This window comes from Parerythrobacter aurantius (genome assembly GCF_045291475.1).
GTDB classification, from domain to species: domain Bacteria; phylum Pseudomonadota; class Alphaproteobacteria; order Sphingomonadales; family Sphingomonadaceae; genus Parerythrobacter; species Parerythrobacter aurantius.
On the sequence record NZ_CP147985.1, the window covers coordinates 1,624,423 to 1,647,353 of the forward strand.

28 protein-coding genes, 1 tRNA gene and 1 CRISPR repeat array (1 of these 30 running past the window's edge) are annotated in these 22,931 nt (G+C 63.4%); of the genes, 22 read left to right on the top strand and 7 right to left on the bottom strand.

Annotated features, from left to right (window positions below):
* Positions 1-39 precede the first annotated feature (39 nt).
* From WAB17_RS08010 to WAB17_RS08025, 4 genes are all read left to right on the top strand, one after another.
* Positions 40-912: a class I SAM-dependent methyltransferase gene (locus tag WAB17_RS08010; RefSeq protein ID WP_435416835.1), complete on the top strand. Its 873-nt coding sequence runs from the start codon at positions 40-42 to the stop codon at positions 910-912.
* 17 nt (positions 913-929) lie between these two features.
* The gene (aguB, locus tag WAB17_RS08015; RefSeq protein WP_435416836.1) at positions 930-1,781 is read left to right on the top strand and encodes an N-carbamoylputrescine amidase; all 852 of its coding nucleotides are present in this window, start codon (positions 930-932) and stop codon (positions 1,779-1,781) included.
* Entirely contained in the window at positions 1,766-2,263 is a 498-nt protein-coding gene (folK, locus tag WAB17_RS08020; RefSeq protein WP_435419358.1) for a 2-amino-4-hydroxy-6-hydroxymethyldihydropteridine diphosphokinase, read from the top strand. The genes aguB and folK overlap by 16 nt, the downstream gene beginning before the upstream one ends.
* A 44-nt stretch (positions 2,264-2,307) precedes the next feature.
* A tRNA-Lys gene (locus WAB17_RS08025) sits at positions 2,308-2,383 on the top strand.
* Between the two features lie 67 nt (positions 2,384-2,450).
* Here WAB17_RS08025 and WAB17_RS08030 read toward each other — a convergent pair.
* Positions 2,451-2,747 carry a hypothetical protein gene (locus tag WAB17_RS08030; RefSeq protein WP_435416837.1) on the bottom strand — a complete coding sequence of 99 codons (297 nt, stop codon included), beginning with the start codon at positions 2,745-2,747 and terminating at the stop codon, positions 2,451-2,453.
* 153 nt (positions 2,748-2,900) lie between these two features.
* On the opposite strand from WAB17_RS08030, the gene WAB17_RS08035 reads away from it, so the two are divergent.
* Positions 2,901-3,110, top strand: a complete 210-nt coding sequence (locus WAB17_RS08035) for a helix-turn-helix domain-containing protein (RefSeq protein ID WP_435416838.1) — start codon at positions 2,901-2,903, stop codon at positions 3,108-3,110.
* Positions 3,111-4,160: 1,050 nt separating this feature from the next.
* Here the strand turns inward: WAB17_RS08035 and WAB17_RS08040 are convergent.
* Together WAB17_RS08040 and WAB17_RS08045 are read right to left on the bottom strand one after the other, a co-directional pair.
* The gene (locus WAB17_RS08040; RefSeq protein ID WP_435416839.1) at positions 4,161-4,844 is read right to left on the bottom strand and encodes a LytR/AlgR family response regulator transcription factor; all 684 of its coding nucleotides are present in this window, start codon (positions 4,842-4,844) and stop codon (positions 4,161-4,163) included.
* Positions 4,838-6,352, bottom strand: a complete 1,515-nt coding sequence (locus tag WAB17_RS08045; RefSeq protein WP_435416840.1) for a sensor histidine kinase — start codon at positions 6,350-6,352, stop codon at positions 4,838-4,840. The genes WAB17_RS08040 and WAB17_RS08045 overlap by 7 nt, the downstream gene beginning before the upstream one ends.
* A 215-nt stretch (positions 6,353-6,567) precedes the next feature.
* Here WAB17_RS08045 and WAB17_RS08050 point away from each other — a divergent pair, with 215 nt between their 5' ends.
* Positions 6,568-7,437 carry an ABC transporter ATP-binding protein gene (locus tag WAB17_RS08050; protein WP_435416841.1) on the top strand — a complete coding sequence of 290 codons (870 nt, stop codon included), beginning with the start codon at positions 6,568-6,570 and terminating at the stop codon, positions 7,435-7,437.
* Positions 7,434-10,634, top strand: a complete 3,201-nt coding sequence (locus WAB17_RS08055) for a hypothetical protein (protein ID WP_435416842.1) — start codon at positions 7,434-7,436, stop codon at positions 10,632-10,634. Before WAB17_RS08050 ends, WAB17_RS08055 begins: the two co-directional genes overlap by 4 nt.
* A 329-nt stretch (positions 10,635-10,963) precedes the next feature.
* Here WAB17_RS08055 and WAB17_RS08060 read toward each other — a convergent pair whose 3' ends face one another.
* The gene (locus tag WAB17_RS08060) at positions 10,964-11,851 is read right to left on the bottom strand and encodes a LysR family transcriptional regulator (RefSeq protein ID WP_435416843.1); all 888 of its coding nucleotides are present in this window, start codon (positions 11,849-11,851) and stop codon (positions 10,964-10,966) included.
* Positions 11,852-11,978: 127 nt separating this feature from the next.
* Here WAB17_RS08060 and WAB17_RS08065 point away from each other — a divergent pair, with 127 nt between their 5' ends.
* The 15 genes from WAB17_RS08065 (at position 11,979) to WAB17_RS08135 (ending at position 20,611) form a co-directional block, all read left to right on the top strand.
* Positions 11,979-12,581 carry a carboxymuconolactone decarboxylase family protein gene (locus tag WAB17_RS08065; RefSeq protein WP_435416844.1) on the top strand — a complete coding sequence of 201 codons (603 nt, stop codon included), beginning with the start codon at positions 11,979-11,981 and terminating at the stop codon, positions 12,579-12,581.
* An 83-nt stretch (positions 12,582-12,664) separates the two neighbouring features.
* The gene (locus WAB17_RS08070) at positions 12,665-13,768 is read left to right on the top strand and encodes an alkene reductase (RefSeq protein WP_435416845.1); all 1,104 of its coding nucleotides are present in this window, start codon (positions 12,665-12,667) and stop codon (positions 13,766-13,768) included.
* On the top strand, positions 13,768-14,037 hold the full coding sequence (locus tag WAB17_RS08075) for a hypothetical protein (RefSeq protein WP_435416846.1): 270 nt from the start codon (positions 13,768-13,770) through the stop codon (positions 14,035-14,037). The genes WAB17_RS08070 and WAB17_RS08075 overlap by 1 nt, the downstream gene beginning before the upstream one ends.
* The gene (locus WAB17_RS08080; protein ID WP_435416847.1) at positions 14,034-14,852 is read left to right on the top strand and encodes an NAD(P)-dependent oxidoreductase; all 819 of its coding nucleotides are present in this window, start codon (positions 14,034-14,036) and stop codon (positions 14,850-14,852) included. The genes WAB17_RS08075 and WAB17_RS08080 overlap by 4 nt, the downstream gene beginning before the upstream one ends.
* Positions 14,853-14,912: 60 nt before the next feature.
* Positions 14,913-15,305, top strand: a complete 393-nt coding sequence (locus tag WAB17_RS08085; protein WP_435416848.1) for a DoxX family protein — start codon at positions 14,913-14,915, stop codon at positions 15,303-15,305.
* Positions 15,290-15,748: a MarR family winged helix-turn-helix transcriptional regulator gene (locus WAB17_RS08090; RefSeq protein WP_435416849.1), complete on the top strand. Its 459-nt coding sequence runs from the start codon at positions 15,290-15,292 to the stop codon at positions 15,746-15,748. Before WAB17_RS08085 ends, WAB17_RS08090 begins: the two co-directional genes overlap by 16 nt.
* Positions 15,748-16,536, top strand: a complete 789-nt coding sequence (locus tag WAB17_RS08095; RefSeq protein WP_435416850.1) for a thioesterase family protein — start codon at positions 15,748-15,750, stop codon at positions 16,534-16,536. The genes WAB17_RS08090 and WAB17_RS08095 overlap by 1 nt, the downstream gene beginning before the upstream one ends.
* Positions 16,537-16,734: 198 nt before the next feature.
* On the top strand, positions 16,735-17,610 hold the full coding sequence (locus WAB17_RS08100) for an enoyl-CoA hydratase/isomerase family protein (protein ID WP_435416851.1): 876 nt from the start codon (positions 16,735-16,737) through the stop codon (positions 17,608-17,610).
* Positions 17,607-17,747 (top strand): hypothetical protein, encoded by a 141-nt coding sequence (locus WAB17_RS08105; RefSeq protein WP_435416852.1) that lies wholly within the window; start codon positions 17,607-17,609, stop codon positions 17,745-17,747. Before WAB17_RS08100 ends, WAB17_RS08105 begins: the two co-directional genes overlap by 4 nt.
* Complete coding sequence (locus WAB17_RS08110; protein WP_435416853.1) at positions 17,744-18,409, top strand: peroxiredoxin-like family protein; 666 nt, start codon at positions 17,744-17,746, stop codon at positions 18,407-18,409. The genes WAB17_RS08105 and WAB17_RS08110 overlap by 4 nt, the downstream gene beginning before the upstream one ends.
* Before the next feature lie 3 nt (positions 18,410-18,412).
* Positions 18,413-18,586, top strand: a complete 174-nt coding sequence (locus WAB17_RS08115) for a hypothetical protein (protein WP_435416854.1) — start codon at positions 18,413-18,415, stop codon at positions 18,584-18,586.
* A complete protein-coding gene (locus WAB17_RS08120; RefSeq protein ID WP_435416855.1) occupies positions 18,583-19,212 on the top strand; it encodes a glutathione S-transferase family protein in 630 nt (209 codons plus the stop codon). Before WAB17_RS08115 ends, WAB17_RS08120 begins: the two co-directional genes overlap by 4 nt.
* Positions 19,213-19,248: 36 nt before the next feature.
* Positions 19,249-19,374: a hypothetical protein gene (locus WAB17_RS08125; RefSeq protein ID WP_435416856.1), complete on the top strand. Its 126-nt coding sequence runs from the start codon at positions 19,249-19,251 to the stop codon at positions 19,372-19,374.
* Between the two features lie 23 nt (positions 19,375-19,397).
* Positions 19,398-19,871 carry a DUF417 family protein gene (locus tag WAB17_RS08130; RefSeq protein ID WP_435416857.1) on the top strand — a complete coding sequence of 158 codons (474 nt, stop codon included), beginning with the start codon at positions 19,398-19,400 and terminating at the stop codon, positions 19,869-19,871.
* A gap of 23 nt (positions 19,872-19,894) precedes the next feature.
* Complete coding sequence (locus tag WAB17_RS08135) at positions 19,895-20,611, top strand: SDR family oxidoreductase (RefSeq protein WP_435416858.1); 717 nt, start codon at positions 19,895-19,897, stop codon at positions 20,609-20,611.
* Between the two features lie 56 nt (positions 20,612-20,667).
* Here WAB17_RS08135 and WAB17_RS08140 read toward each other — a convergent pair whose 3' ends face one another.
* From WAB17_RS08140 to WAB17_RS08150, 3 genes are read right to left on the bottom strand one after another with little or no spacing between them, the layout of a single operon-like run.
* The gene (locus WAB17_RS08140; RefSeq protein ID WP_435419359.1) at positions 20,668-20,850 is read right to left on the bottom strand and encodes a recombinase family protein; all 183 of its coding nucleotides are present in this window, start codon (positions 20,848-20,850) and stop codon (positions 20,668-20,670) included.
* Entirely contained in the window at positions 20,787-21,368 is a 582-nt protein-coding gene (locus tag WAB17_RS08145) for a recombinase family protein (protein WP_435416859.1), read from the bottom strand. Before WAB17_RS08145 ends, WAB17_RS08140 begins: the two co-directional genes overlap by 64 nt.
* Positions 21,365-22,450, bottom strand: coding sequence for a hypothetical protein (locus tag WAB17_RS08150; protein WP_435416860.1), 1,086 nt, complete (start codon positions 22,448-22,450; stop codon positions 21,365-21,367). The genes WAB17_RS08145 and WAB17_RS08150 overlap by 4 nt, the downstream gene beginning before the upstream one ends.
* A 201-nt stretch (positions 22,451-22,651) precedes the next feature.
* Positions 22,652-22,931: a CRISPR direct-repeat array (repeat unit 36 nt; unit sequence GTTGCAGCTGGACCGCGATTTCTGAACTGCTATCCT) (it continues 85 nt past the right edge of the window).

Below are 22,931 nucleotides of genomic sequence, written 5' to 3' on the forward strand. Positions count from 1 at the left end.
GTTCGGCAGTTGTCCGATTTCACTCAAGGGGTTGTTACCATGAAAAAGCTGATTGTGGCCGCCATCGCCGGGGCCTTCGCGCTCGCCGTACCGGCGCTGGCCGACGGGCACATGAAGTCCGGGGCAGGCCACGACATGTCCGACCCGGCAACCTTTGCCGCCCATTATGCCGAAGCGCTGTCGGGCGCGATCAACCATCCGACGCGGGCGGAGGACCGTGCGCGCGACAAGTATCGCCATCCTGCCGAGACGCTCAGCTTCTTCCGTGTCGCGCCCGACATGAAAGTTGGCGAATACTCGCCCGGCGGTGGCTGGTACTCTCGCCTGCTTGGGCACTACCTCGGCGGCGAGGGCCAGCTGGTTGGCATTTATGCCAACCCCCTGACCGTCTCCAGCGATCCGGCACGGCAGCAGCGCATTCGCGACGCGGCAGCCGGCTTTTCGGCCGAGGTGGCTGGCTACACCGGCCTGCCTGCGGAAAAGTTCGGCGGGATCACGCTCGAAAACATCGGCGACGACCAGCGCGGAACCTTCGACCGGATCCTGGTGATGCGCGCGCTCCACGGGATCACGCGCGGGGGAACGGCCGATACGGAGATCCGTGCCCTGCGCGACCTGCTCAAGGACGACGGCTTGCTCGGTATCGAGCAGCACCGGGCCAAGGCGGATGCCGCGTGGAGCTACGCCAATGGTTCGAAGGGCTATCTGAAGCAGCAGGACGTGATCGACTTCATGCGCCTCAACGGCTTCGAATTGGTGGCGACCAGCGAAATCAGTGCCAATCCCATGGACACCGCCGATCACCCGGAAGGCGTATGGGAGATGCCGCCCGTCCTGCGTACCAAGCGCGAAGATCTGAAAGACAAGGGCGAGAGCGATCGCATGACGCTCTTGTTCCGCAAGGCGCAGTGACGCTAGAGGGCGGCGGCATGAGACAGATCACCGTCGCCGCCCTCCAGCTGCCGCTCGGTAGCGCTGACGAACAGGCCAATATCGCCGCCGTGGGCGAGCTGGTCGAGCAGGCCGTCGCGCGCGGGGCGGAGATTATCCTGCCGCCGGAGCTCTTCTCGGGCCCCTATTTCTGCCAGGTCGAAGACGAGGCGCTATTCGCACTGGCCCGGCCGACGCTCGAGCATCCTTCGGTCGTCGCCATGCGCAAGCTCGCCGGCAAGCTCAAGGTGGCCATTGCGACCAGCTTCTTCGAACGCGACGGGCACCATTACTACAACACGCTGGCCATGATCGGCCCCGACGGCGAGGTGATGGGCACCTATCGCAAGAGCCACATTCCCGACGGGCCGGGGTACGAGGAAAAATACTATTTCCGCCCCGGGAACGACGGGTTCAAAGTCTGGCAGGTGTGCGGAACGACCATCGGCGTCGGCATCTGCTGGGATCAGTGGTACCCCGAATGCGCCCGCGTGATGGCGCTGATGGGGGCGGAACTGCTGTTCTATCCCACCGCGATCGGCTCCGAACCCTATGACGCCGAACTCGACACCAGCCGCATGTGGCAGCGCGCGATGCAGGGTCATGCGGTCAGCAACTGCATGCCGGTGATCGCCGCCAACCGCGTCGGCACGGAAGGCGCGGCGAATTTCTACGGCCACAGCTTCGTCACCAACGAGTGGGGCGACAAGGTCGTCGAATTCGGTGCAAGCGAAGAAGGCGTGCTGGTGGCAACGCTCGATCTCGACCAGGCGGCGAAACACCGCGCCGGCATGGGCTTCTTCCGCGACCGCCGGCCACAGCTCTACAGCCGTATCTGCGAGGATATCTGACCAGCACCTACCTGGTCGCGCTCGGTTCGAACCGCCGGCACCACCGGTTCGGGGTCCCGCGCGATATCGTCAGCGCGGCGATGGAGGAACTCGCAGCCCTCGGCACCGTCAGGGCCCGGTCGCCGGTCATCGTCACTGCCCCCGTTGGCCCTTCGCAGCGGCGCTATGCCAACGCGGTATTGCTGCTGGAAACCGAGCTCGATCCGCCCGCACTCATGTCGGCCCTGCACCGGGCCGAACACGAATTCGGCAGGCGGCGCTGGCGCCATTGGGGGGACCGGGCTCTCGACCTCGATATCGTGTTGTGGAGCGAAGGTGCCTTCGTTTCCGCCGCAGTGACGATCCCCCATCCGCTGTACCGCGCGCGCGCTTTCGTCCTTGAACCCGCGGCCGTCGTCGCACCGGGCTGGCGTGATCCGCAATCCGGCCTCACGGTGCGACAGGCAAAAGCCCGCTTGACCCGCAAGCGCCCGCTCCCCTAGGGGAAGCGCCCGAGCCGGTCGCTTGCCGAACCGGCCGCCCAGGTGGGCCCTTAGCTCAGTCGGTAGAGCAACTGACTTTTAATCAGTAGGTCGCTGGTTCGAACCCAGCAGGGCTCACCACCTTTTTTCGATACCTTACAAGCCATCAGCGAGGTAAGGTATGCCGTCGGGTCCGATCTAGGTCCGATTAGTTGTTGGCTGGTCGATCTACGAAGACGGTTTTGCCCGTGGGCCCGTCGGAAAAGAGATAGATGATTTCGCTAGCGTCGAGATCGTAGATGCAACCGTATTCCTGTTCCAGCTCAACCCCGAATCCATTCATGGTAGTAAACTCGCGTCGCACAAAGCCTTCCGGCCCCTTCCGAGAGTAAACCCAACCTGCCAAATGCGGATCAAACTCTTGTGGCGTCAGTAGATGGCGCTTCAACTCGGTTTCACATGCTACTGTAGCGTCCACCTTCCCAGTCTCCGCTTCGTCCTCCATTCCCCCACATGCTCCGACACAAGCTAGCGCTCCAAGCACAAGAAATTTCCGCACAGCCATCTCCTTTAGGGTCGTAAATGCCGTGGCTGAAAATGCAGTGACTCGCAAGTTGCGAGGGTGCGACGTGTTTCTGGAGAAAATGACCCGGACGGGGTGCTCAAGCTTTTAGGCGGGGCGATCCGCCGCGCACGATCTGAATGCCAAATGTCTCAAGAGGCGCTTGCTGATTTGGCCGAGATTGATCGCTCTCACATGGGGCGCATCGAGCGCGGAGAAAGGAATATCACGATTCTCAATCTCAGGAAAATTTCGAGCGCTTTGGATGTTTCGATGGCGGAGCTTCTGTCCGCTGCGAGGCTCTAGCTGTGCATTCGCCGTCAATTGATCAGACTCATTGAACGCCTAGCGCCCTAATTTCGACCATCCGAGCCGGGTCAATTTCTTCCCGAAAGCCACCGTTCGTTGAAACAAGCGCTGATGTCAGCTTCGCGCCCCAAAATCGGCCATTCGGACCGAATTTCTCGATTGCTAAAAGCGGACGTTCTCCCCGGCCATTCCGGCCAAGGTGAAAGCTGATGACATTCTCGCAATTTGACCCAACGACGCAATGCAGGGTGCCAAGGAACTTTAGCGCGAAGGCTGGTCCAAAGCGACCATTTGACCAGAAGCAGATTTGGGCAGTTCGGTTCTTTCTCAATCGCGAACAGCAGGTACGCGATCGATCGCTGTTCGATCTCACGATCGAGAGCAATTCGAGGGGCTGTGGTCTCGTCTGACTCAAGACTGGCAAATTGAGCAGTGGGCCTGAAATCAGAACGCGGGCTGCGATTATTCAGCGAAAGACCGGTCGAGCAGTTCAATTTGGAGAAAGCTTAAAACGCAATAGCGAGTTTGTTCACCTGGCTCGAACGGAGAGGTGGTGCGGTCGAGGACTATGTGCATTCAAGACGCGCCGATCAAACACGGCATCTCAGCAAACGCCAATATGCGCAACTGGTGCATGTAAGGGCCGAAGGGATTGGCCTCCCAACCGAGGACGATAGAATCCATTCGCTTCGCCGCACCAACGCTTCGATTATCTACAGAGCCACAGGCGACATTAGGGCGACAAAAACTCGCTCGGCCATCCAGGATTGAGAATATCCGTCGCTTTCCAAGGGTCGATATCGGGGACGCGCTGACACTCGCGGAGAAAGCTGAGATTTGACCACACTTGAACGCCAGGTCGGTAGGCGCTGACGTCCGTTCATCGAGCGGAATGCGGTGCAGTATCTGCCACTTTCTCGATACCAGGCTTCTAGTGCAACTATCTTGAGGGTTCGACTTCGCAACTTCGCCGAGACGATTTGCGAAACAATTCATCGCGTACCACCGCCTTCGAGGCCATGCGCGAAATTGCAGAGGCCCAATTTTTTACCGAATGAGCGTCAGCTTGCTGTAAGAGCGCCCGATCGGGATATCCATGCCGGTATCCAGACATAGCGTGGCGCCGCCTTGCGCGACGACGCGATCTCGCCGGACGACGAACGATCGGTGCACCTGCGCGAACTGGCCCTGCGGCAGCGACTCGATCAGTTTGCGCAGTGTCGTCGTGGCGAGGAAATTGCCCTCGTCGCTCCATACCTGCACGAAGTTTCCCTGCGCCTCGAAGCAGGCGACCCGGTCCAGCCGCACGTGACGCGTCGTCCGGTCCACCCGCAGGGTGAGAACATCCGGTTCGCGGGCGCGATGTTCCCCTTGCTCGGCCAGCCTTCGCCTCGCCTTGTCGAGCGCACCAGCAAATCGCTCGGCGCCAACCGGTTTGAGCAGGTAATCGACCACGTCCAGATCGAACCCGTCGAGCGCGTGTTCGCGATGCGCGCTGACGATGATCGTGAGCGGAGGGCTATCGAGCCCGCGCAGAAGGTCGAGCCCGCCGAAGCGCGGCATGCGGATATCGAGGAACATGAGATCGACATGCGTCCGGCCGAGCACTGCGAGCGCTTCGGCCGCATTGCGGCACTGGCCGACGATCTCGATATCGGGCTGGCTACGGCAGTGATGCGCCAGCACTTCGTGCGCCAGCGGTTCGTCGTCGACCAGCATCACCTTCAGCATGGGCGCAGCTCCAGCTCGAGCTCGGCCCGCCACCGGTCGCCGTCACGCCGGCTCGTCAGCGAGAATCCATCGCCAAGTATCAGCTCGAGCCTGCGGCGCAGGTTGCTGAGGCCAAGCCCCGGCGCCCCATCACTCTCGACATCGGGATCGAGCGAATTCTCGCACACAAAGCGCAGTGTGTCTGCATCAAGGCTGGCGGTGATGCCGATCCGGCTGGCGCGATCCGAAGGTTCGATCCCGTGCTTGAAGGCGTTTTCGACCAGCATGATCAGCAGCAGCGGCGGGACGCAAAAATGCCGCGCTTCGTCCGGCCAGTCGCACCGCACCGCGCAGCGATCGCCCAGCCGCAGCATCTGCAAGTCGAGATAATTGCGCAAATATACGATCTCATCATCCAGCCGCACCCACTCGCGCTGGCCTTCGTAAACGGTGTAGCGCAGCAGGTCCGACAGCTTGAGCACGGCCTCACCGCTCTCCGCGCGATCCCGCAGGCACAGGGCGTAGATCGTGTTGAGCGAATTGAACAGGAAATGCGGGTTTATCTGCTGTTGCAGCAGGTCCAATTCGGCCCGGACCAGCGCGTGCCGCCCCGAGGCATCGCGTTGCTCGGCAAGCAGGCGCTCGCCCGCCAGCACGATGGGCAGCACCAGCGCCAAAACCCCGAAGGTGAAGCCGAAATTGATCGGGTCGAATGGATCGCGGGTTTCCGATGGCAGGATGGTCCAGTCCGGCAGGTTGAGCGGCAGGTTCATGACGATGCTGCCGACTATCGGCGTCGCCACCACCCAGTAGCTCACGCTCGCCAGGGCAAACGGGATCCAGCCGTGGGTGCCCAGCATCCGCCGCACCAGCAGGTGCCGCGCGCCCCAGTAGAGGCCATAGAACAGCACCGCCACGACCGCGAACTGCCAGAGATAGCCCAGCGCCTCGGCCGGGTGCGCCGAGATGCGGGCGGGATCGAACCAGACCGACAGCGGCTGGTTGCGCACCGCATCGGCGGTCGAAGCAAAGAGCGAGGTCGTCGCCATCGTCCAGGCGCAGAGCAGCGCGATCACCGCACCGTCGAGCGTGACCGGCATCCGGCGTAGCAGCGCGGCCACATCGCCGCCGCGCAGGCGGTAACCCTCGCGCCCGCCCAACAGGAGCGCCGCGGCGCTGAACAGGGCGGCGACGGTGCTCTCTGGGATGCTTGGCAACAAGGTGCCGGGGCGGTCTGCCGCAACAAGCAAGTGCACGGCAACCGGGTAGATCACGAACCCCGCCAGCCATGCCGCCAGGGCAGCAGCCGGTCGCATCGAAAGCGCGAGCGCATGCGCCGCGATGAAGGGCACCGCAGCGAGTGTTGCCATCGCCGCATGCCATGCGAACGCGCCCAGCAAGCGGTCGTCAGCGGCCTGCTGGCGCCAGAGCGCGGCCAGCAGGATCGCCGCGACCAGCGGCAGCGCCCGGACCAGTCGGATTTGCAAGACTTCCGCCGAAGCGCGCACCTTCAATGCCTTTCCTGCCATGCGGCAACCAAACGACAGCCCCTATACAGCGCATTCCTTACGCCAGGTGTCACCCGCGAATGACGAACGGCGCCAAATCGATGACAAACGGCCGACAGGCGCCGATCCGCCCCGCAAACTGGCATTCGTCACGACAAGCCTCCCCCTGATCATCGCGCGATTGCTGTCCCGTGCAAACCCGGCGAGGTGACAACCCGGCACGATCTGGAGGCACCATGCTCGAAATTCGCGACCTTGCAAAAACCTATCGCGGCGGCGTGCGCGCGCTCGACGGACTGGACCTGACGGTATCGGCGGGAATGTTCGGCCTGCTTGGTCCCAATGGCGCGGGCAAAAGCACGCTGATGCGCACGCTCGCCGGGCTGCAACTGCCCGATCGCGGCAGCATCAGCTTCGATGGGTCGGACGTGCTTGCGGACCCGCGCGCCCTGCGAAAGAGGCTCGGCTACCTGCCGCAATCCTTCGGCGCCTACCCCTATATCGGCTGCCGCGCGCTGCTGCGACACATGGCTGTGCTCAAGGGTCTGCCGGATTCGGCCGAGACGCTGGCGCAGGTCGACCGCCTGCTCGAACTGACCAATCTTTCCGACCATGCGCGCCGTCCGGTCAGCGGTTTTTCCGGCGGGATGCGCCAGCGTTTCGGCATCGCCCAGGCGCTGCTGGGCGATCCGGCGCTGCTGATCCTCGACGAACCGACCGCAGGCCTCGATCCCGAAGAGCGGCTGCGGCTCTATAATGTGTTGAGCCAGCTCAGCGACGACAGAATTGTGCTGCTCTCCACCCACATCGTCGACGATGCCGAGCAATTGTGCCCGGAGGTCGCGATCATTGCGGGCGGGCGCATCAGGGCGGGGGGCAAGACCGCCCAGATCGTCGGCGCGCTCGACGGCCGTGTCTGGCTGGGCAGCACCGCCAAGCCGGAAGCGGCCAACGGGGCAATCCTGCTCAGTTCGTCCTATCGCCGGGGGGCGCTGGTTCGACGCTATTGGTCGCCCGCGTGCCCCGGCTCCGGCTTCGAACCGGCGCCGCCGAACCTTGAGGATCGCTATTTCCTCGAACTGCGCCAGCTCGAGGCGCGGCCATGACAGGGGCGCTGCAAGTGCGCAACGAAGCGCGTCTCCTGTGTCGCCATCCGCTGGTCGGGCTGGCACTGGTCAGCGCGGCCATGATGAGCGGCATGCTCGCCGCTGGTAGCGCGGCCCCCGTAGGAAGCACCCCCGCCGAAGCCCTGCTGCGGGCCAATTTCTTCATCCCAATATTCGTCCTGCCGTTCCTCGCCGCCGCCATCGGCCCGGTCGTGTTCCTGCGCGAGGTCGAGCACGACATGCGCGAGCTTGTCGGCAGCTATCCGCTCACCGCGAGACAATGGCTCGCGAGCCGTATCGGCAGTTGCCTGGCGCTGCTGCTGGCGGCATGCGTCATGGCGCAGCTGGCGATCCTAGCGGTGCTGTCGGGCAGAAACGGCCAGTCGCTGCCGCAGGGCATGCTGGAATCGCTCGGCTGGCTGGCGGTGATCCATGCGCCCGCGTGCCTCATCTGGAGCTGCGTGCTCGCCCGGCTGAGCAGCGCAACGGGCCATCCGGGCGTGCTCTATTTCGGCGCCGGGTTCGGCTGGGTCGCCTATATCGGCCTCGCCAGCGTGACCGGCACGCCGCTGATCGCGGGGAGCTATGTCGCATGGGAGCCGCTGCGCCAGGCGCTGCTGGTGCTCGATCCCTATGCGATCACCGCGATGACCAGCCCGATTCCCGAAAGCGGCCTACTCCGGTCCCGCACTGCCGATATCCTGGCGGGCCGCGCGGTGTGGCTTATCGCCTGCCTCCTTCTCCTGCGCGGCATCGCCGAGATGCCGAGCCGGGTGGGGCGAGCCGGGAGCGGCGCGGATGCGGCGGCGGGAAGGCCGATGCGGGCGGAGGGTATAGGGCGCCTGCCGCGCCGCACAGGGCTTCTCCTGCTGCATGTGCGCCATGTCGTGCGCGACCGGGTTTTCCCCCTGATGATCGGCGGGTGGATCCTGCTGCTGGGATCGGAAACCTTCAGCGGCCTGGCCTATGCCGAACCCCTGGCGCAGGTCGATCCCAACAGCCGCGATGCGCTCAACCGCGTGATGTGGGACGTCGTGCCGATCGCTGCGGCGCTGGTGCTGCTCTATGCGACAGACCGGATTTGCCGGATGTTCCCGGCGCTTCGGATGCACGAGCTGGTTGCGGCGACACCGTATCGCTCGCGGGCGATAGTGGGGTCGCAGGTGCTGGCGATCTGGGCGGTTGCGATCCTGTTCCTCGCCCTGGCGGGGCTTGTGGTGATGGCGGCGCAGCTGGCGGCGCATAGCCCGGTGGAGCCGCGCGAATACGCGCTCCAGTTCGGGCTTGCGCTGCTGCCGCTGCTCATGCTCGGCATGATGTTCGTGTCGATCCACGCGCTTGTGCGGCTGCGGTTCGCCGCAAATCTCGCCAACCTGGCCGTGATCCTGTTCGGCTTCACCAGCCTCGCGCCCGCGCTGGGCCTGCATCATCCGCTGTGGCGCCCGCTCGCCACGCCGCTGGTCGCGCCGGACCATTACTGGGGTTTCGAAGGCAGCATTGCAGGCTTCGCGCCCTTCGCGGCATTCTGGTTTGCCGTGGCGCTCGCCCTGCTTCTCATGGCCGTGTTGCTCTACCATCGCGGCATGGCCTTCCGGCAGGTTCGCTGGCGCTCGGCAATCCGAGCGCCGCTACTGGGGATTGCCCTTGTAATCATGGCCGGGGCCGGGATGCATGGCCGCGCGATCCACACCGCGCTGGCTGCGGAAGGCTTGCTGGTCACGCCCGAAGACAGGCGAGCGCAACGCGCCGATTACGAGCGGACTTACAGCCACTGGGCGAACGTGCCGCAGCCCGACGTTGCGTCTGTGCGTTTCGCGGTCGACTTCGACCCGGAGTCCAGCAGCGCCGCACTTGTCGCCAGGATGACGCTCGTCAACCGCTCGGACAGCACGATCACGCAGCTCCTCGTCGGCCGCAACCTGCTGCCGCTCGATGGCGAGCTCCGATTGTCGGCAGGGCGGGCGGTGCGCACGGATGCGCGCCTTGGCCAGACGGTGTTCCGCCTCGACCGCCCGATGCAGCCCGGCGAGACGCGCGAGCTGGTCTTCGCTGCAATGCTCCACCAGTCCGGGCTGGTTCCCGCCTCCATGCCGCTGGTGCTGCGCCCTTCGTTCAGCAGCCTTCCCGCCCATGCCATGCTGCCGGTGATCGGATACCAGCGGGAGCTGACGCTGCGACACCCCGAAAGGCGGGCGGAACAGGGCTTGCCCGCCTTGCAGCTGACCCCGCCGAGCCGATTGCCTCCCCAACCGGCCACGCTGGCAAGCGGCTCCGCGCACTTCGAAAGCACGATTACGACTGCCCTTGGCCAGCATGCGATTGGGCCGGGCGAACTGGTCCGGTCGTGGCAGGCGGACGGGCACCGCCATTTCCTCTATCGCAGCGATGGGCCGATGCGCAGCATGCCCGCATTCTATTCCGTACCGTGGCGGCCCAAATACGCCGAAGCGGGCCCGGTCACAGTCGAAATCCTTGCCCCGAAAATCCTTGCCAAGGACGATCCCAACCTGCTCGGCACGCTGGACGCGCTGGCGCTGCTCGGGAGCGAGGTCGCGCCCTATCCGCAGCGCACCTTCCGGCTGATCGCTATCCCCGAAATCGGGCCGAGCGGCTACGCCCTGCCGCAGACCGCCCTGCTCTCGCACCGGCTGGCATTCCGCGCGCGTCCGCGCGCCGACGCGGGCTTCAGCCAGGCCTATCGCCGCGCCGCGCACGAGGCTGCGCATCAATGGTTCGGCCATCGGATCGGTCACGGCGTTCCCGAAGAGCACGCCTTCCTGATCGAATCGCTCGCCAAGTATGCCGAACTGGTCGTGATCGAGCGCCGCTTCGGCAGCGCGGCGTTGCGCGCGCTCGTCGCCTATGAGCTGGATCGCTATCGGCAGGCGCGGCTCGACATGGCCTTTCCCGTAGCGCCGCTGATCGATGCCGAGGACAACGAAGACATGTATTCACGAGCCACACTGGTGTTCGCCTGCCTGCGCCAACGCGTCGGCGACGAGCCGATCCTTACTGCGATCCGGCAAATCACCGATCAAGGCGAGCGGTCGGGGCGACCGGCAAGATCGCTGGACTTCGTTGACGTCCTTGTCGCAACGAGCGGCCCCGAGGCTGAGGGCGCGGTCCGAAGTCTACTGCTTACAAACGCACCAATCACAGACGCTTTCGAAAAATCGGGTTGCGAACTGGCAGGCTAAAAACTCAGCAGTGCCCTATGTTGCCCAATTCGGACCTTTGCTTACCCGGTGTGCGGTCCGGCAGGACTACGTCAGATCTTGAGCACCGCATTGCAACACGCCGACAAATGCAATGCTCGTCCTCAACTTTAGTGCAAAGGCAAATCGAAACCCGACAGTCCGCTTTCGGCCCAACGCTGGCGGTCAGTTATGCGCGCCAAGATCGGTCGTTCAACCTAGTCAAACGTGATCCGCAAACCTGCCGTTCATTCATTCGGCTCTGAAAGCAAACTGTAACAGCCGCCAGTGTTTTGCAGGCGCCAATTGCTTCTATCCCCGCCCAATATCGGTCAGGCGCGCTTCATCTCCTCGGCCAACCAGTCTGCAAAAAGGCGAGCCCGCGCTGTCGGGCGACGACCTGCTGGGAACACCGCCCAGAAATCGATTGTTGGCAGTCTCCAGCCTGGGAGCACCGGCACAACCTCGCCGCTCTCGATCTCGCGTTCGATCATCCTGTCAGAGACCATTCCGAGCCCGAACCCGGCGAAAAGCGCCGCACGAAGACCTTCGGCCGAGCTTACGCGCAAGGGACCATCGACGGTGACGGAGACCGAGCTTGATCCCTGTTTGAACTGCCAGGCCGCAGCGCCTTCGAACCGTGTGTAGGTGATCACTCGGTGTTGAGTCAGTTCTCCCGGTGTCTTGGGTTCTCCGTGCTTCTCGATATAGCCGGGCGAGGCGACAACCATGCGTTTGGCGACATCGACCCGCTTGGCGACCATTGCGCTGTCCTCGAGATCGCCTGCTCTAAGGCCAAGGTCGATCCCTTCCTCGATCAGGTCGATCCTGCGGTCGTCCAGAACGAGGTCGACGAACAGGTCGGGGTGGCTGGCAAGGAATGCGTCCAGTCGCGGAATGATCTGCTGGCTGGCATAGACCGGCGGGGCGGCGATGCGGAGACGTCCGGTGAGCGCGCTGTCCTCGTCCTTCGCGGCGGCCTCCGCCGCGTCCGCCTCGTCGAGCGCGATCCTCGCTCGCTCGTAGAAGCGTTGTCCCGCATCGGTCAGCGAGTGATTGCGGGTTGTGCGGATCAGCAGCCGCACGCCGAGATAATCCTCCAGCGCGGCCACGGCCTTCGATACGGCGGGTTGACCGATATTGAGCAGCTTGGATGCAGCCGAGAACGATCCCGCATCGACCACGGTCACGAACTGGCGCATGGCAACGAGGCGATCCATGACTTCTTCCTATTCCGTTCAGGAATAAGAATTAGCGCCGAAGGCACTCTTCTGCAACGATGAAGAATAGCGCATCTCCTGCTCATCCGCAGCGCCCCCTCGCAATGCGGCCAACAGGAGATACACAATGACCACTTTCCCGATCCACACTCCCGATACCGCCCCCGAAGGTTCGAAGGACCGCCTGACCGCAGTCAAGAACGCCTGGGGCTTCATTCCCAAGCTGCAGGGCACGCTCGCCGAGAGCCCGGTGGCGCTCAAGGGCTATGATGATCTGTTCAACCTGATTGCTGCCGAAGGCACGCTGACCGCTGCCGAGGCGCAGGTCGTCTACCAGGCGATCAACGTCTATCACGGCTGCGAATACTGCACCGCCGGCCACACATTCCTCAGCCGCCAGGCTGGTGTTCCGGAAGACGTGATCCAGGCCATCCGCAACGAGCAAACCATCGCCGATGCGCGCCTCGAAGCGCTGCGCCGTTTGGCCGAGAAAGTCGCCGAAACGCGTGGCTTTGCCGGTGACGATGCGGTCGATGCCTTCATCGCAGCAGGCTTCACCAAGGCTCAGGTGCTGGAAGTCGTCACGATCATCGCGACCAAGGTGATCAGCAACTACACCAACCACCTTACCCACACCCCGCTCGAAGACTTCATGGCCGACCCGGCGCTGCGCTGGGAAGACCCGAAAGGTCGCACTGCCGCCCGCAAGGAACTGGCCGCAGCCGCCTGAGCGAGCACAAGCCCCCCAGCCCCGGCGGCCACCCCCTCCCGTCCCGCCGCCGGGGCACCCCCTTTAAACCAAGGATTATCGCCATGACCGCTTCCGACCCGCTCTTCACCCCGATCCGCTACGGCGCGATCGAAGCGCCCAACCGGATCGTCATGGCGCCGATGACCCGCACCCGCGCCGACGCCGAGGATGCGCCGCACCAGTTGCAGGCGACCTACTACACGCAGCGCGCCAGCGCCGGGCTGATCGTGTCCGAAGCCACGCATATCTCACCGCAGGGCAAGGGCTATGCGGGCGCGCCGGGCATCCATTCGCAACAGCAGATCGAAGGCTGGCGGATCGTCACCGACGCGGTCCACGCCGCAGGCGGACGCATGGTCCTCCAGCTGTGGCACGTGGGCCGTGTTTCGCATCCCTCGCTGCAGCCGGGCGGCGCTTTGCCGGTCGCGCCGTCTGCCATCGGTTTCGAAGGCCAGGCCTTTACCTATGAGGGCATACAGGATTTCGTGGTGCCACGCGCGCTCGAGACCGACGAGATTCCCGGCATCGTCGCCGACTACGCACAGGCCGCCGCCAATGCGAAGGCCGCCGGGTTCGACGGGGTCGAGATCCACAGCGCCAATGCCTATCTGCTCGACCAGTTCCTGCGCGACGGCACCAACCAGCGAACCGATCTTTACGGCGGCTCGATCGAGAACCGCGCACGGCTGACGCTCGAAGTCACCGACGCGGTGATCGCGGCGTGGGACGCCGATCGCGTCGGAATCCGCCTGTCGCCCTCGCTCACCATCAACGGGACGAGCGACACCAACCCTGCCGCGACCTTCGGCTATGTCGCTACCGAACTTTCGAAGCGCAAGCTCGCCTATCTCCACGTGGTCGAGCCGAGCGACCCGCGCGGCGATCCCGCCGACCGGCTGATCGATCCGATCCTGCTGAGAAAGGCCTTCGACGGACCCTATATCGGCAACGGTTCATATACCGGGACACGCGCCCGTGCCGCCATCGACGAAGGCCGGATCGATGCCGCATCCTTCGGCCGTCCGTTCATCGCCAACCCCGACCTGCCGCGCCGTCTGGCCGAAGGTCTGCCGCTCAACGCGATCAACGTGGAGCGCATCTATGGCGGCGGCGGCGATGGCTACACCGACTATCCGGCTTACTCCGACGAGAAGGAGGTCGTGTGATGCCCCACGATATCTTCCAGTATTACGGGTTCGACTGGCTCGCCTCCGCGCTGGCCGTGGCGATGATCTACAACCTCGGCAGCGGACGCCGCATCGGCTTCGCCTTCGGCATGGCCGCGAACCTGTCCTGGTTCGTCTTCGCCGCGCTGACGCTGAGCGTGCCGATCTTCCTCTCCAACATCGTGTTCATCACGCTCAACTTCCGCGGCTGGCGGAGCTGGGCGGAGAAACAACCCGCGAGCCTGCCAACCAAGGAACAAATCGCATGACCATCATCACCTTCCTCGGTCAGGGCGCGATGGGCAGCCGCATGGCGGACCGGCTCGAAGCCGCCGGGCACAAAGTCACCCGCTGGAACCGCAGCGGCGCCACGCAGACCCCACGCGAAGCGGTTGGCGGCGCCGATATCGTCATTGCCATGCTGCGCGATGATGAGGCGTCGCGCAGCGTCTGGCTCGATGCCGAAACCGGCGCGCTTGCGGGCATGAAGCCTTGTGGCCTCGCCATCGAAAGCTCGACCATCACCCGCGACCATGCGCTGGCGCTGGGCGAGGCAGGCGCCGCAACTGGTGTCCGCTTCCTTGATGCTCCGGTGCTGGGCAGCCGCCCACAGGCAGAAGCGGGCCAACTGGTCCACCTGATCGGCGGCGATGAAAGCGACATTGCAGAGGTCCAGCCCGTCCTTGCCGCGCTGGGAGGCAAGCATTTGCATGCGGGCCCTGTCGGCGCCGGCGCATCGCTCAAGCTGATCGCCAACACGCTGTTCGGGATCCAGGTGGCCGCCATGGCCGAACTGATCGGGCGGATGAAGGCCCTCGGCCTGGATCCGGCAACCGCCATCGGCCAGCTCGCGGAAACGCCGCTGCTGTCGCCCGGCGCGCAGGGTGCCAGCGGGCTGATGCTGGCGGGCAAGGACGATCCGATGTTCCCGGTCGAGCTGGTCGCCAAGGATTTCGGATATGCCATTGGCGGTCAGCCGCAGGCCATGCCGATCGCCAGCACCGCGCTCGGCTTATTCGAGACCGCCATGGCAAAGGGCTTCGCGGACGAGAACCTGACGGCGGTTCGCAAGCTCTATCCTTGACACCGAGGCGGACCATAGGCAGATAGTACGACATTCGTAGTATCTGTCTATGGTGAGGAATTGAGCCAGACGACAGCCTTTCGTTTTTTGACACACTTGGGACGGCTGCTTCTTGCCTCGCTGTTTCTGCTTGCGGGCCTCAACAAGATATTGAACCCGGGCGAGACTGCGGCGTTCATGGCAGAGGCCGGTCTTCGCCCCGCCGAAGTGCTGTTGCCCTTGACGATCCTGCTTGAAGTGGGCGCCGGGGTCCTGCTGGCGTTGGGCCGAAAGGGCGCTGCCCACGCAGCAGGGGTCCTGGCCGTCTTTACCCTCGCTACCAATGTCGTCTTTCATCAGTTCTGGCAATTCGACGGGGAATTCGCGCAATTGCAGCTGTCGCTGTTCTTCAAGAACGTCGCGATTGCAGGGGCGCTCCTGATGATTGCTAGTCTTGAATGGCAACGGCCTTGACCAGCGACCCGCAGTCGCTGGAAATGGCGCGTTCGTTGCGGGTGCTGATCCGCGCCTTCATGATCGACGAGCAGCGACTGGCCTCGCCTTGCGGGGGCATCCACTACAACGGACCCGACTTCCAGTCGCTGCATTTCATCAGCGACAACAGGGGTTGCAGGGCATCCGACGTGGCGGCCTTTCTGGGGCTCTCGGCAACGACCATGCAGTCGGTGATCGACCGGCTTGTCCGGCGCGGCTTGGTCGAACGGCATCGCAGCACGACCGATCGCCGCGCGGTATCGCTGGCGCTGAGCGAGGCAGGGCAGACCGCGCGGAGCATTATCCTGGCGCAGGACTCGGCCAATTGCAGCCTTATGCTGTCCGCCCTTGGCGGCGAAGAGCGGGAGTTGTTCGTCGAACAGCTCCGCCGGATCGCGCAGCGCGTAACGGACTCCAGCTGATGCTCGGCGCGAAGCGGCTTCTTGAGCTCGTCGAGCCGCAAGACCTTGGCGGCAAGCAGCGGGTCGTCGCTCACAGGAACCTCTGCCTTGGTCCGCCCGATGCCAAGCACATGAGCGGAGGATCGCAATTCGCCGCGGCGATACGATTGCTAGAGCGTGTGACTGGCGAGCCCTTGATCGAGGCGTCGTGCCAGTTTCGCAAATCTCCCAAGGTTGGCGAGGAGCTGGAAATCGAGATCGACCATCTCAGGCAGGGGCGATCGATAACGCAGGCCGGCATGTCGTTGGCGATCAATTGCGAGGCAGGCGCGAAGATTTCGGCCAGCCTCGGCAAGCGCGATGACATCGGTTCGCATCAGTGGTGGCAAGCACCCAATGTACCCCGGGCCGAGGATTGCGAGCCGCTGCGCTTCATCCGCTGCGATCCGGGGGACCAGCACGGCGAGCTCGATTTTCGGTTCGCAGCGCCGCCTTCAACGCTCGGGCCGGGCCAACTTTCTTTCTGGGTGCGCTGGGATGATGAAGACCCGGTTTCGTCGCCATTTCTCGCGCTCCTCGCGGACTATCTGCCCGAAGCCAATCACTGGGCGATCGGGCGCCCCGCAGGCGCATTGAGCCTCGACAACGCGATCCGCATAATTGCTCGCCCACGCACCGAATGGGTTCTCTGCCACGCGCAACTGGCTGCAATCGCGGACGGCCTCTATCATGGCGAGATGCGTCTCTATTCTGCAGAGGGGGCGCTCCTGGCGCTAGCCCACCAATCGGGCGTAGTCCGGCTTTTCTGACAACCTCCGGCGCGGGCCCGCTCGTGACCTTCTTCGGCCCACGTATTCCTGTCAGGCATAGCTCATAGCACTTCCTGCCCGCTACCGGGCGGCTCGTGCCTGACGCACATTCGCATCATCGAAAAAGACACCCCCGAGGTCCCGGCGGCACTCTCTCCCCCTCTCCCAGCATGCCGCCGGGATCCAGTTGGAGAACCGATGATGAAAACCCTGCTTGCCTCCGCCGCCCTCGCGCTCGCCGCGACCACGGCCCTCACCCCGGCCGCTGCCTTTGCGCAGGATGCGGCCACCACTGCCACTGCGCAGCCGGACTATTTCGACGATTACGACAGCCTCAAGCTCGAACGCGATGCGGCCGGCGTTCTGGTCGTCACCTTCCATTCGGACGGCGGCCCGCTGACCTTCACCGCACAGGACCACACCCAGTTCGTCGAGGCGTTCTACCGGATCGCGCAGGACCGCGACAACATGATCGTCATCCTGACCGGCGCCGGCGGCCAGTTCATCCCCGGCATCGACTTCGGCAGCTTCGGCAATGTGGCCGATCCCGATGTCTGGAGCGTCGTCCATGACGAAGGCGTCCAGATCCTCGAGAATCTCGCTAATATCCGCGTGCCGGTGATCGCCGCGGTCGAGGGCCAGGCCAACGTCCACAGCGAATACGCGCTGATGGCCAATGTCATCGTCGCCGGACGCGGTGCGAGCTTCAACGACCTGCCGCACTTTGCCGGCGGGATCATCCCGGGTGACGGCATCTTCACGACGTGGAGTTACCGCGCCGGTCCGGGCCGCGCCGAAGCCTGGCTGCTCGATCCCAAGCCGATCAGCGCCAGCACCGCCCAGCAATGGGGTGTCGTGTCCGAAGTCGTCGCCGATGGACAGGCGCTGACCCGCGCTCGCGAGCTCGCCGCGATCTATCTGACCAAGCCCGAAGTCACCCGCCGCAACACCCGCGTGCACTTCATCCAGCCCCTCAAGGAGCGGATCGTGCGCGAGGTCGGCTACGGCCTCTCGCTCGAAGGCGCCTCGGCCGACGCGCTGGTCAAGAGCCTCAATGCAGGTGGCGGACAATGACCCGCCACAAGGATGGCCTTTGGTCGCTGCTCGCCGGCTTCCTTCTCACCACGCTCGTGATGGTTCCCCCGATCGTCCAGGCCCACGCCGACAAGTCGGCGCGCGACGCCGCCTACCAACAGGAGTTTGCGCTATGAACAGTCTAGCATCCGATCTCGCCGCCTTCCGCGCCGAGTTCATGGGCAAGGTGCCCGCCGAAATCCGCGACGCCATGGAACGCGCCGATGCCGAACTCCTTGCCTCGGGCATCGTCGAGAAGGCACTGAAGGCGGGCGACAAGGCTCCGGCCTTCAACCTGCCAAACGTCACTGGCGAAGCGGTCGCGCTGCGCGCTCTGCTGAAGTCCGGTCCGGTCGTGCTCAGCTTCTATCGCGGCGGATGGTGCCCCTATTGCAATCTCGAGCTGCGCGCGCTGCAGGCTGCGCTGCCCGGTATCGAAGCGCTTGGCGCGAAGCTCGTCGCGGTGAGCCCGCAGACCCCGGACGAGAGCTTGTCGACCGCCGAGAAGAACGAGCTCGCCTTCGCGGTGCTGTCGGATGGCAGCAGCGCGGTCGCGAAGAGCTTCGGCATCGCCTTCGATCTCGCCGAGGAATTGCGCCCGATCTATTCGAAGTTCGGCCACGGCCTGCCCGAGATGAACGGCAGCGAGGATTGGGTCCTGCCCATGCCCGCGAACTATGTCATCGACCAAAGCGGCACAATCGCCTTCGCCTTCGTCGATCCCGACTATCGCAACCGGCTCGAACCCGCCGCAATCCTCGAAGTGCTTAGCGCGCTCGCCAAGAAGACGGCCGCCTGAGCCATGGCCCGTGCCATCACTCTCTCGCGTGACTTCGCCGATGCCGAAATGGCGCTGGCGCTTGCCGCCTTCGCCCGCACGTCCAGCCTCATGGGCGTGGCGATGGTCATTGCCGCCGATGCAACACTGCGCATCACCCTCCCGCTTATCTCCCTCCTCAAAGGAGTTGTCGCATGATTACCGTCCACGCCTTCGCCACACCGAACAGCCTCAAGGTGCCGCTCGCGCTCGAGGAAGCCGGGTTCGAGTACGATCTGCTTCCCGTCAACATCCGCAGCGGCGGGCAGAAGGATCCCGCCTTCCAGGCGCTCAATCCCAATGCCAAGGTGCCGGTACTGGTGGAAACGAACGGCGACGAGCGCTTCGTCCTCACCGAAAGCGCCGCCATCCTCATCTGGATCGCCGAGAAGACCGGCAAGCTCCTGCCTGCGTCCGGACCGGCCCGCGCCCGCGCGTTCGAGCAGTTGTTCTTCCACGCTTCAGGCCTCAGCCCCGCCTTCGGCAACGCCGGCTTCTTCCAGCGCGTCGCGCCCGAACCGATCCCGATCGCCATCGAGCGGTTCAAGGGCGAGGCGAACCGCCTGCTCAACCTGCTCCACCGGCACCTCGGCGACACGGCCTATGTCGCGGGCGACGAGCTGACCATCGCCGACATCGCCCACTGGGGCTGGCTGTGGCGGCGCGAGTTCGTGGGCGTAGACTTCGCGGCCCGCGACAATCTCGCCCGTTGGTACGCCGAACTCGAAGCGCGGCCAGCCTTTATCCGCGCGGTCGAGCGAACGAGCGCCCTTGCGGACGCCTGACTTCGCAACTCCAACATCACTTCCAAAGGAAAAACCATGTCCGACCGTACCAAACAAAACCTGTTCCATGCCTTCCTTCCCATCGGCGGAACCGGCCTCAGTTTCTCGCTCATGTTCCTCGCGATCGCGATCGCAGGACCGGTGAGCATGATGGCTGCCTGAACGCGGCCGCAAGGAGACAACCCATGACCTTCACCCGCGATACTGCATTGGGCGTGCTGCGCCTGACGCTCGTCACCGTCTTCCTCGCCTTCGGCTATGTGAAGTTCTTTCCCTTCGAAGCCGACGGGGTCGAGCCGCTGATTGCCGCGCATCCGCTGCTCTCCTGGCTGCTACCTGCGTTCGGCAAGGCGGGGGCCTCGGCCTTCCTCGGGATCGTCGAGATCACCGCAGGGCTGCTGCTGCTCGCCGGGTTCAGGAGCCGGATAGCAAGCCTTACTGGCGGTTTGCTGACGCTCGTCACCTTCGCCATCACCGTCACACTGTTTCTCTTCATTCCGCGCGTATTCGAGGCATCCGCCGGCGGCTTCCCCGCAATCTCCGGCACCGGCGGCTTCCTGCTCAAGGACGCCGTGCTGTTCGCCGCAGGCCTCATGTTCGTCGCCGATCCTCTGCCCGCTTCAATAAACTCAACTGCACTCACCACGACCACCACTTAAGCCGTTCCTCAAGGAGATCCGATATGACCCGTTCCATCATCATCACCGGTGCCAGCAAGGGCATCGGCTTCGCCGCCGCCGAGCGCCTCGCCAAGCAAGGCTGGCATGTTATCGGCACCGCTCGCCGCGCCCCGGACAAGGCCTTTCCCGGTGAGTTCATCGAAACCGACCTCGCCGATGAAGCCGCAACCGACACGCTTGCCGCCGATCTCGCCGGGCGCGGCAATGTCGTCGGCGTCGTCAACAATGTGGGGCTCACCGCACACGAGAAGTTCGGCGAGGTCGCCTGGCGCGACTTCGCGCGCCTCCAAGATCTGAATCTGCGGCCTGCACTCACGCTCACGCAGGCGATCCTGCCGAACATGCGGGCACGGGGCTTCGGCAGGATCATCAACGTCACTAGCCTCGTAACCCGCGGCTTGGGGTGGCGGACCAGCTACGCTGCCGCGAAGTCGGCGCTTGAGAGCCTGACGCGCTCGATGGCGATCGAACTCGCGCCCGAACGAATCACCGCCAACGCCATCGCGCCAGGTCCGGTCGAAACCGAGTTGTTTCGCGAAAACTCGCCCCCGGGCAGCGAAGGCGAAAAGCGCTTCCTCGCGCTGATGCCGATGAACCGCTTTGCGCAGCCGGACGAGATCGCAGCAGCGATCGCATTCCTTGCCAGCGAGGATGCCGCATTTGTGACCGGACAGACGCTGTTCGTCGATGGCGGGGCCAGTTTGCCGCGAGCACGGTGAAGGTCGGATTTTGCCATTTGCGGGAAGGAAGCGGACAGTCGGCAATCGGCCCAATATCAGCCAAGAATGGCCTCAATGCGTAATCGCTTTAACAGCCTAGACACGCTCGTTGGATGCCATGCTTTACCAGCAGGCGACGAAATACCAGCTTTGTTAAGCGCCTCCGCCGTAGCTCTCAGAGATCTTGGGGCTGAGAGAGAGAAAGATCGTCGATCAATGGTCGCACCGCCTCCGCATATTGCTGGGCATTGAGTTGATTTTCCTCGGCAAGACGACGGCCATTTGCGCCGAGCTTCACGCCGCGAGCTTTGGCAGCCGCCAAGGCGGCCTTTGTGCGTTCACTAATCCTTCGTCCTTCTTCCTCTGCCATCGCAGCGAAGATATGAAGCATAAATCTGTCTGCCTGTGGCATGTCAGCGGCTACGAAGTCGACACCGCTGTCCATGAGGCCGCTGACAAAATGAACGTTTCGTGCCAATCGATCAAGCTTGGCGATCACGAGCTGCACTTTTGATTTTCGGCAGTGCGCGAGTGCCGCTTGTAGCTGAGGACGTGAAGACTTCTTCCCGCTCTCGACTTCGATGAATTCAACAAAGTCGGCGCTGCCGATCAGCGCCATAATTGCACTGCGCTGAGCTTCCAATCCTAAGCCCGATTGCCCTTGTCGCTGCGTGCTCACCCTAAGATACGCCGCGGGCTTCGGATTATCGGCTTTGTTACGGGTAAAGGTTGGTTTATGTGTTACGCCCGCCATCATCCAATCTCCCAAATCGGGTATTTGGCCGATACGGCACTGAAGATTAAGAGGCCTTCGAGGAAGATGTCTTGCGGCAATCGAAATCCCACAGTACCGGCTCGCGCTCTTGCCTCCTCGGCCGGTTGCCATGAGTGACGTTGATTGCACTGAGCAGAGACCATCCTGAAGCAGAATTTCTTCAGCGCTGGCTTGTGCAGCTCTGCCGGCAGATTTGAGCAGAGCCACCATGCAAGCTCGCTGTCCAGTCCAGCCAATCGACTTAGGTAACGACTGCCCTTTGCGGTATGGCCATCGAACACATATGCCGGGAGCCCCTCGACTAGCTCCGTCCAGGCGAGGCGCTCCCCAACCTGTCTCACCGCTTGAGCTTGCTCCCACTCTTCCCAAAGTGCGGCAACAACGGCAGGAAAGATAGTGTTCGTCGAGCGGCATAGCTTCGCCCCGTCCTTACGAAGGCTCGTGGGCATGCCATCTGCTGTTGATTGCTCGAAAAAACGATCAGCCGATCCATTCCGCTGGGGCATTGCCTCCGAAGGGAAACGATCAGTCCCCACTAGGAGCCAAACCGCAATCGTACGTCGAAGCTGACAACGATCAGGCGCCCAAGCAAGCGAGCGGAGTTCCTCTTCGGACCTGCTTGCGACAGACGCGATGTACTCAGATGATGAGCCGCCGTGTTCAAGGATGGTAACGAGATCGTCAGTCACCCGACATTTTGCCGCAGCTGCTAATCGGGAAATTGCCCAGGCCAAGCAATGTTCATCTCCGCCCAGCTTTGCTCGCAAGCGCGCGGATGATCCCAAGGACGCGACAGCGAGGCAACCTTGGATATCGCCAAAGGATACGTCCTCCCAAGCGATGATGTTCAATCGCCGGAAGACGCCAACTAAACTGCCTCCGCAGAGATACCGTGCAGCCGATATCGCCTGATCAGCTTCACCTCGACGGATGGCCTTTTGTAGGAGACTGGAAGCGACCCAACGGTCTGGGAATTGAATGTCGTAAGCGGGTGGCAGCTCAAATTCTGCGATTTCCGGGAAAGGGAACTGGGCTTCGAACTCGCTGATGGCACGATCTGGCATTTAGACCTCCTTTTCGGAGGTCGCGCAGCGTTGCTCCCTTCAACTTTCGTAGCTTGTGACGACTTTAGAGCAAGTTTGATGGGTGGCAGCCATTGGGCCGGTAGCGGACTGGCGGGTTTTGGCCAATACGCGTGCATAGCGGACTTTCACACTGTAAATCGCAGATGTCGCCAGCCGATATGTTGACGCACCAGTTTGGTCGTTGCAGCTGGACCGCGATTTCTGAACTGCTATCCTCCAACCTTCGTGCGCAACGTGACGCGCTGCGTTGCAGCTGGACCGCGATTTCTGAACTGCTATCCTTTCATCCATGGCTCTTGTCTCCTGCGCGTAGTTGCAGCTGGACCGCGATTTCTGAACTGCTATCCTAACAGCAGCAGGAGCCGACCATGACCGATAGTTGCAGCTGGACCGCGATTTCTGAACTGCTATCCTAGCTGCCCTGGTGGCGGCGATTGATGGGAGTTGCAGCTGGACCGCG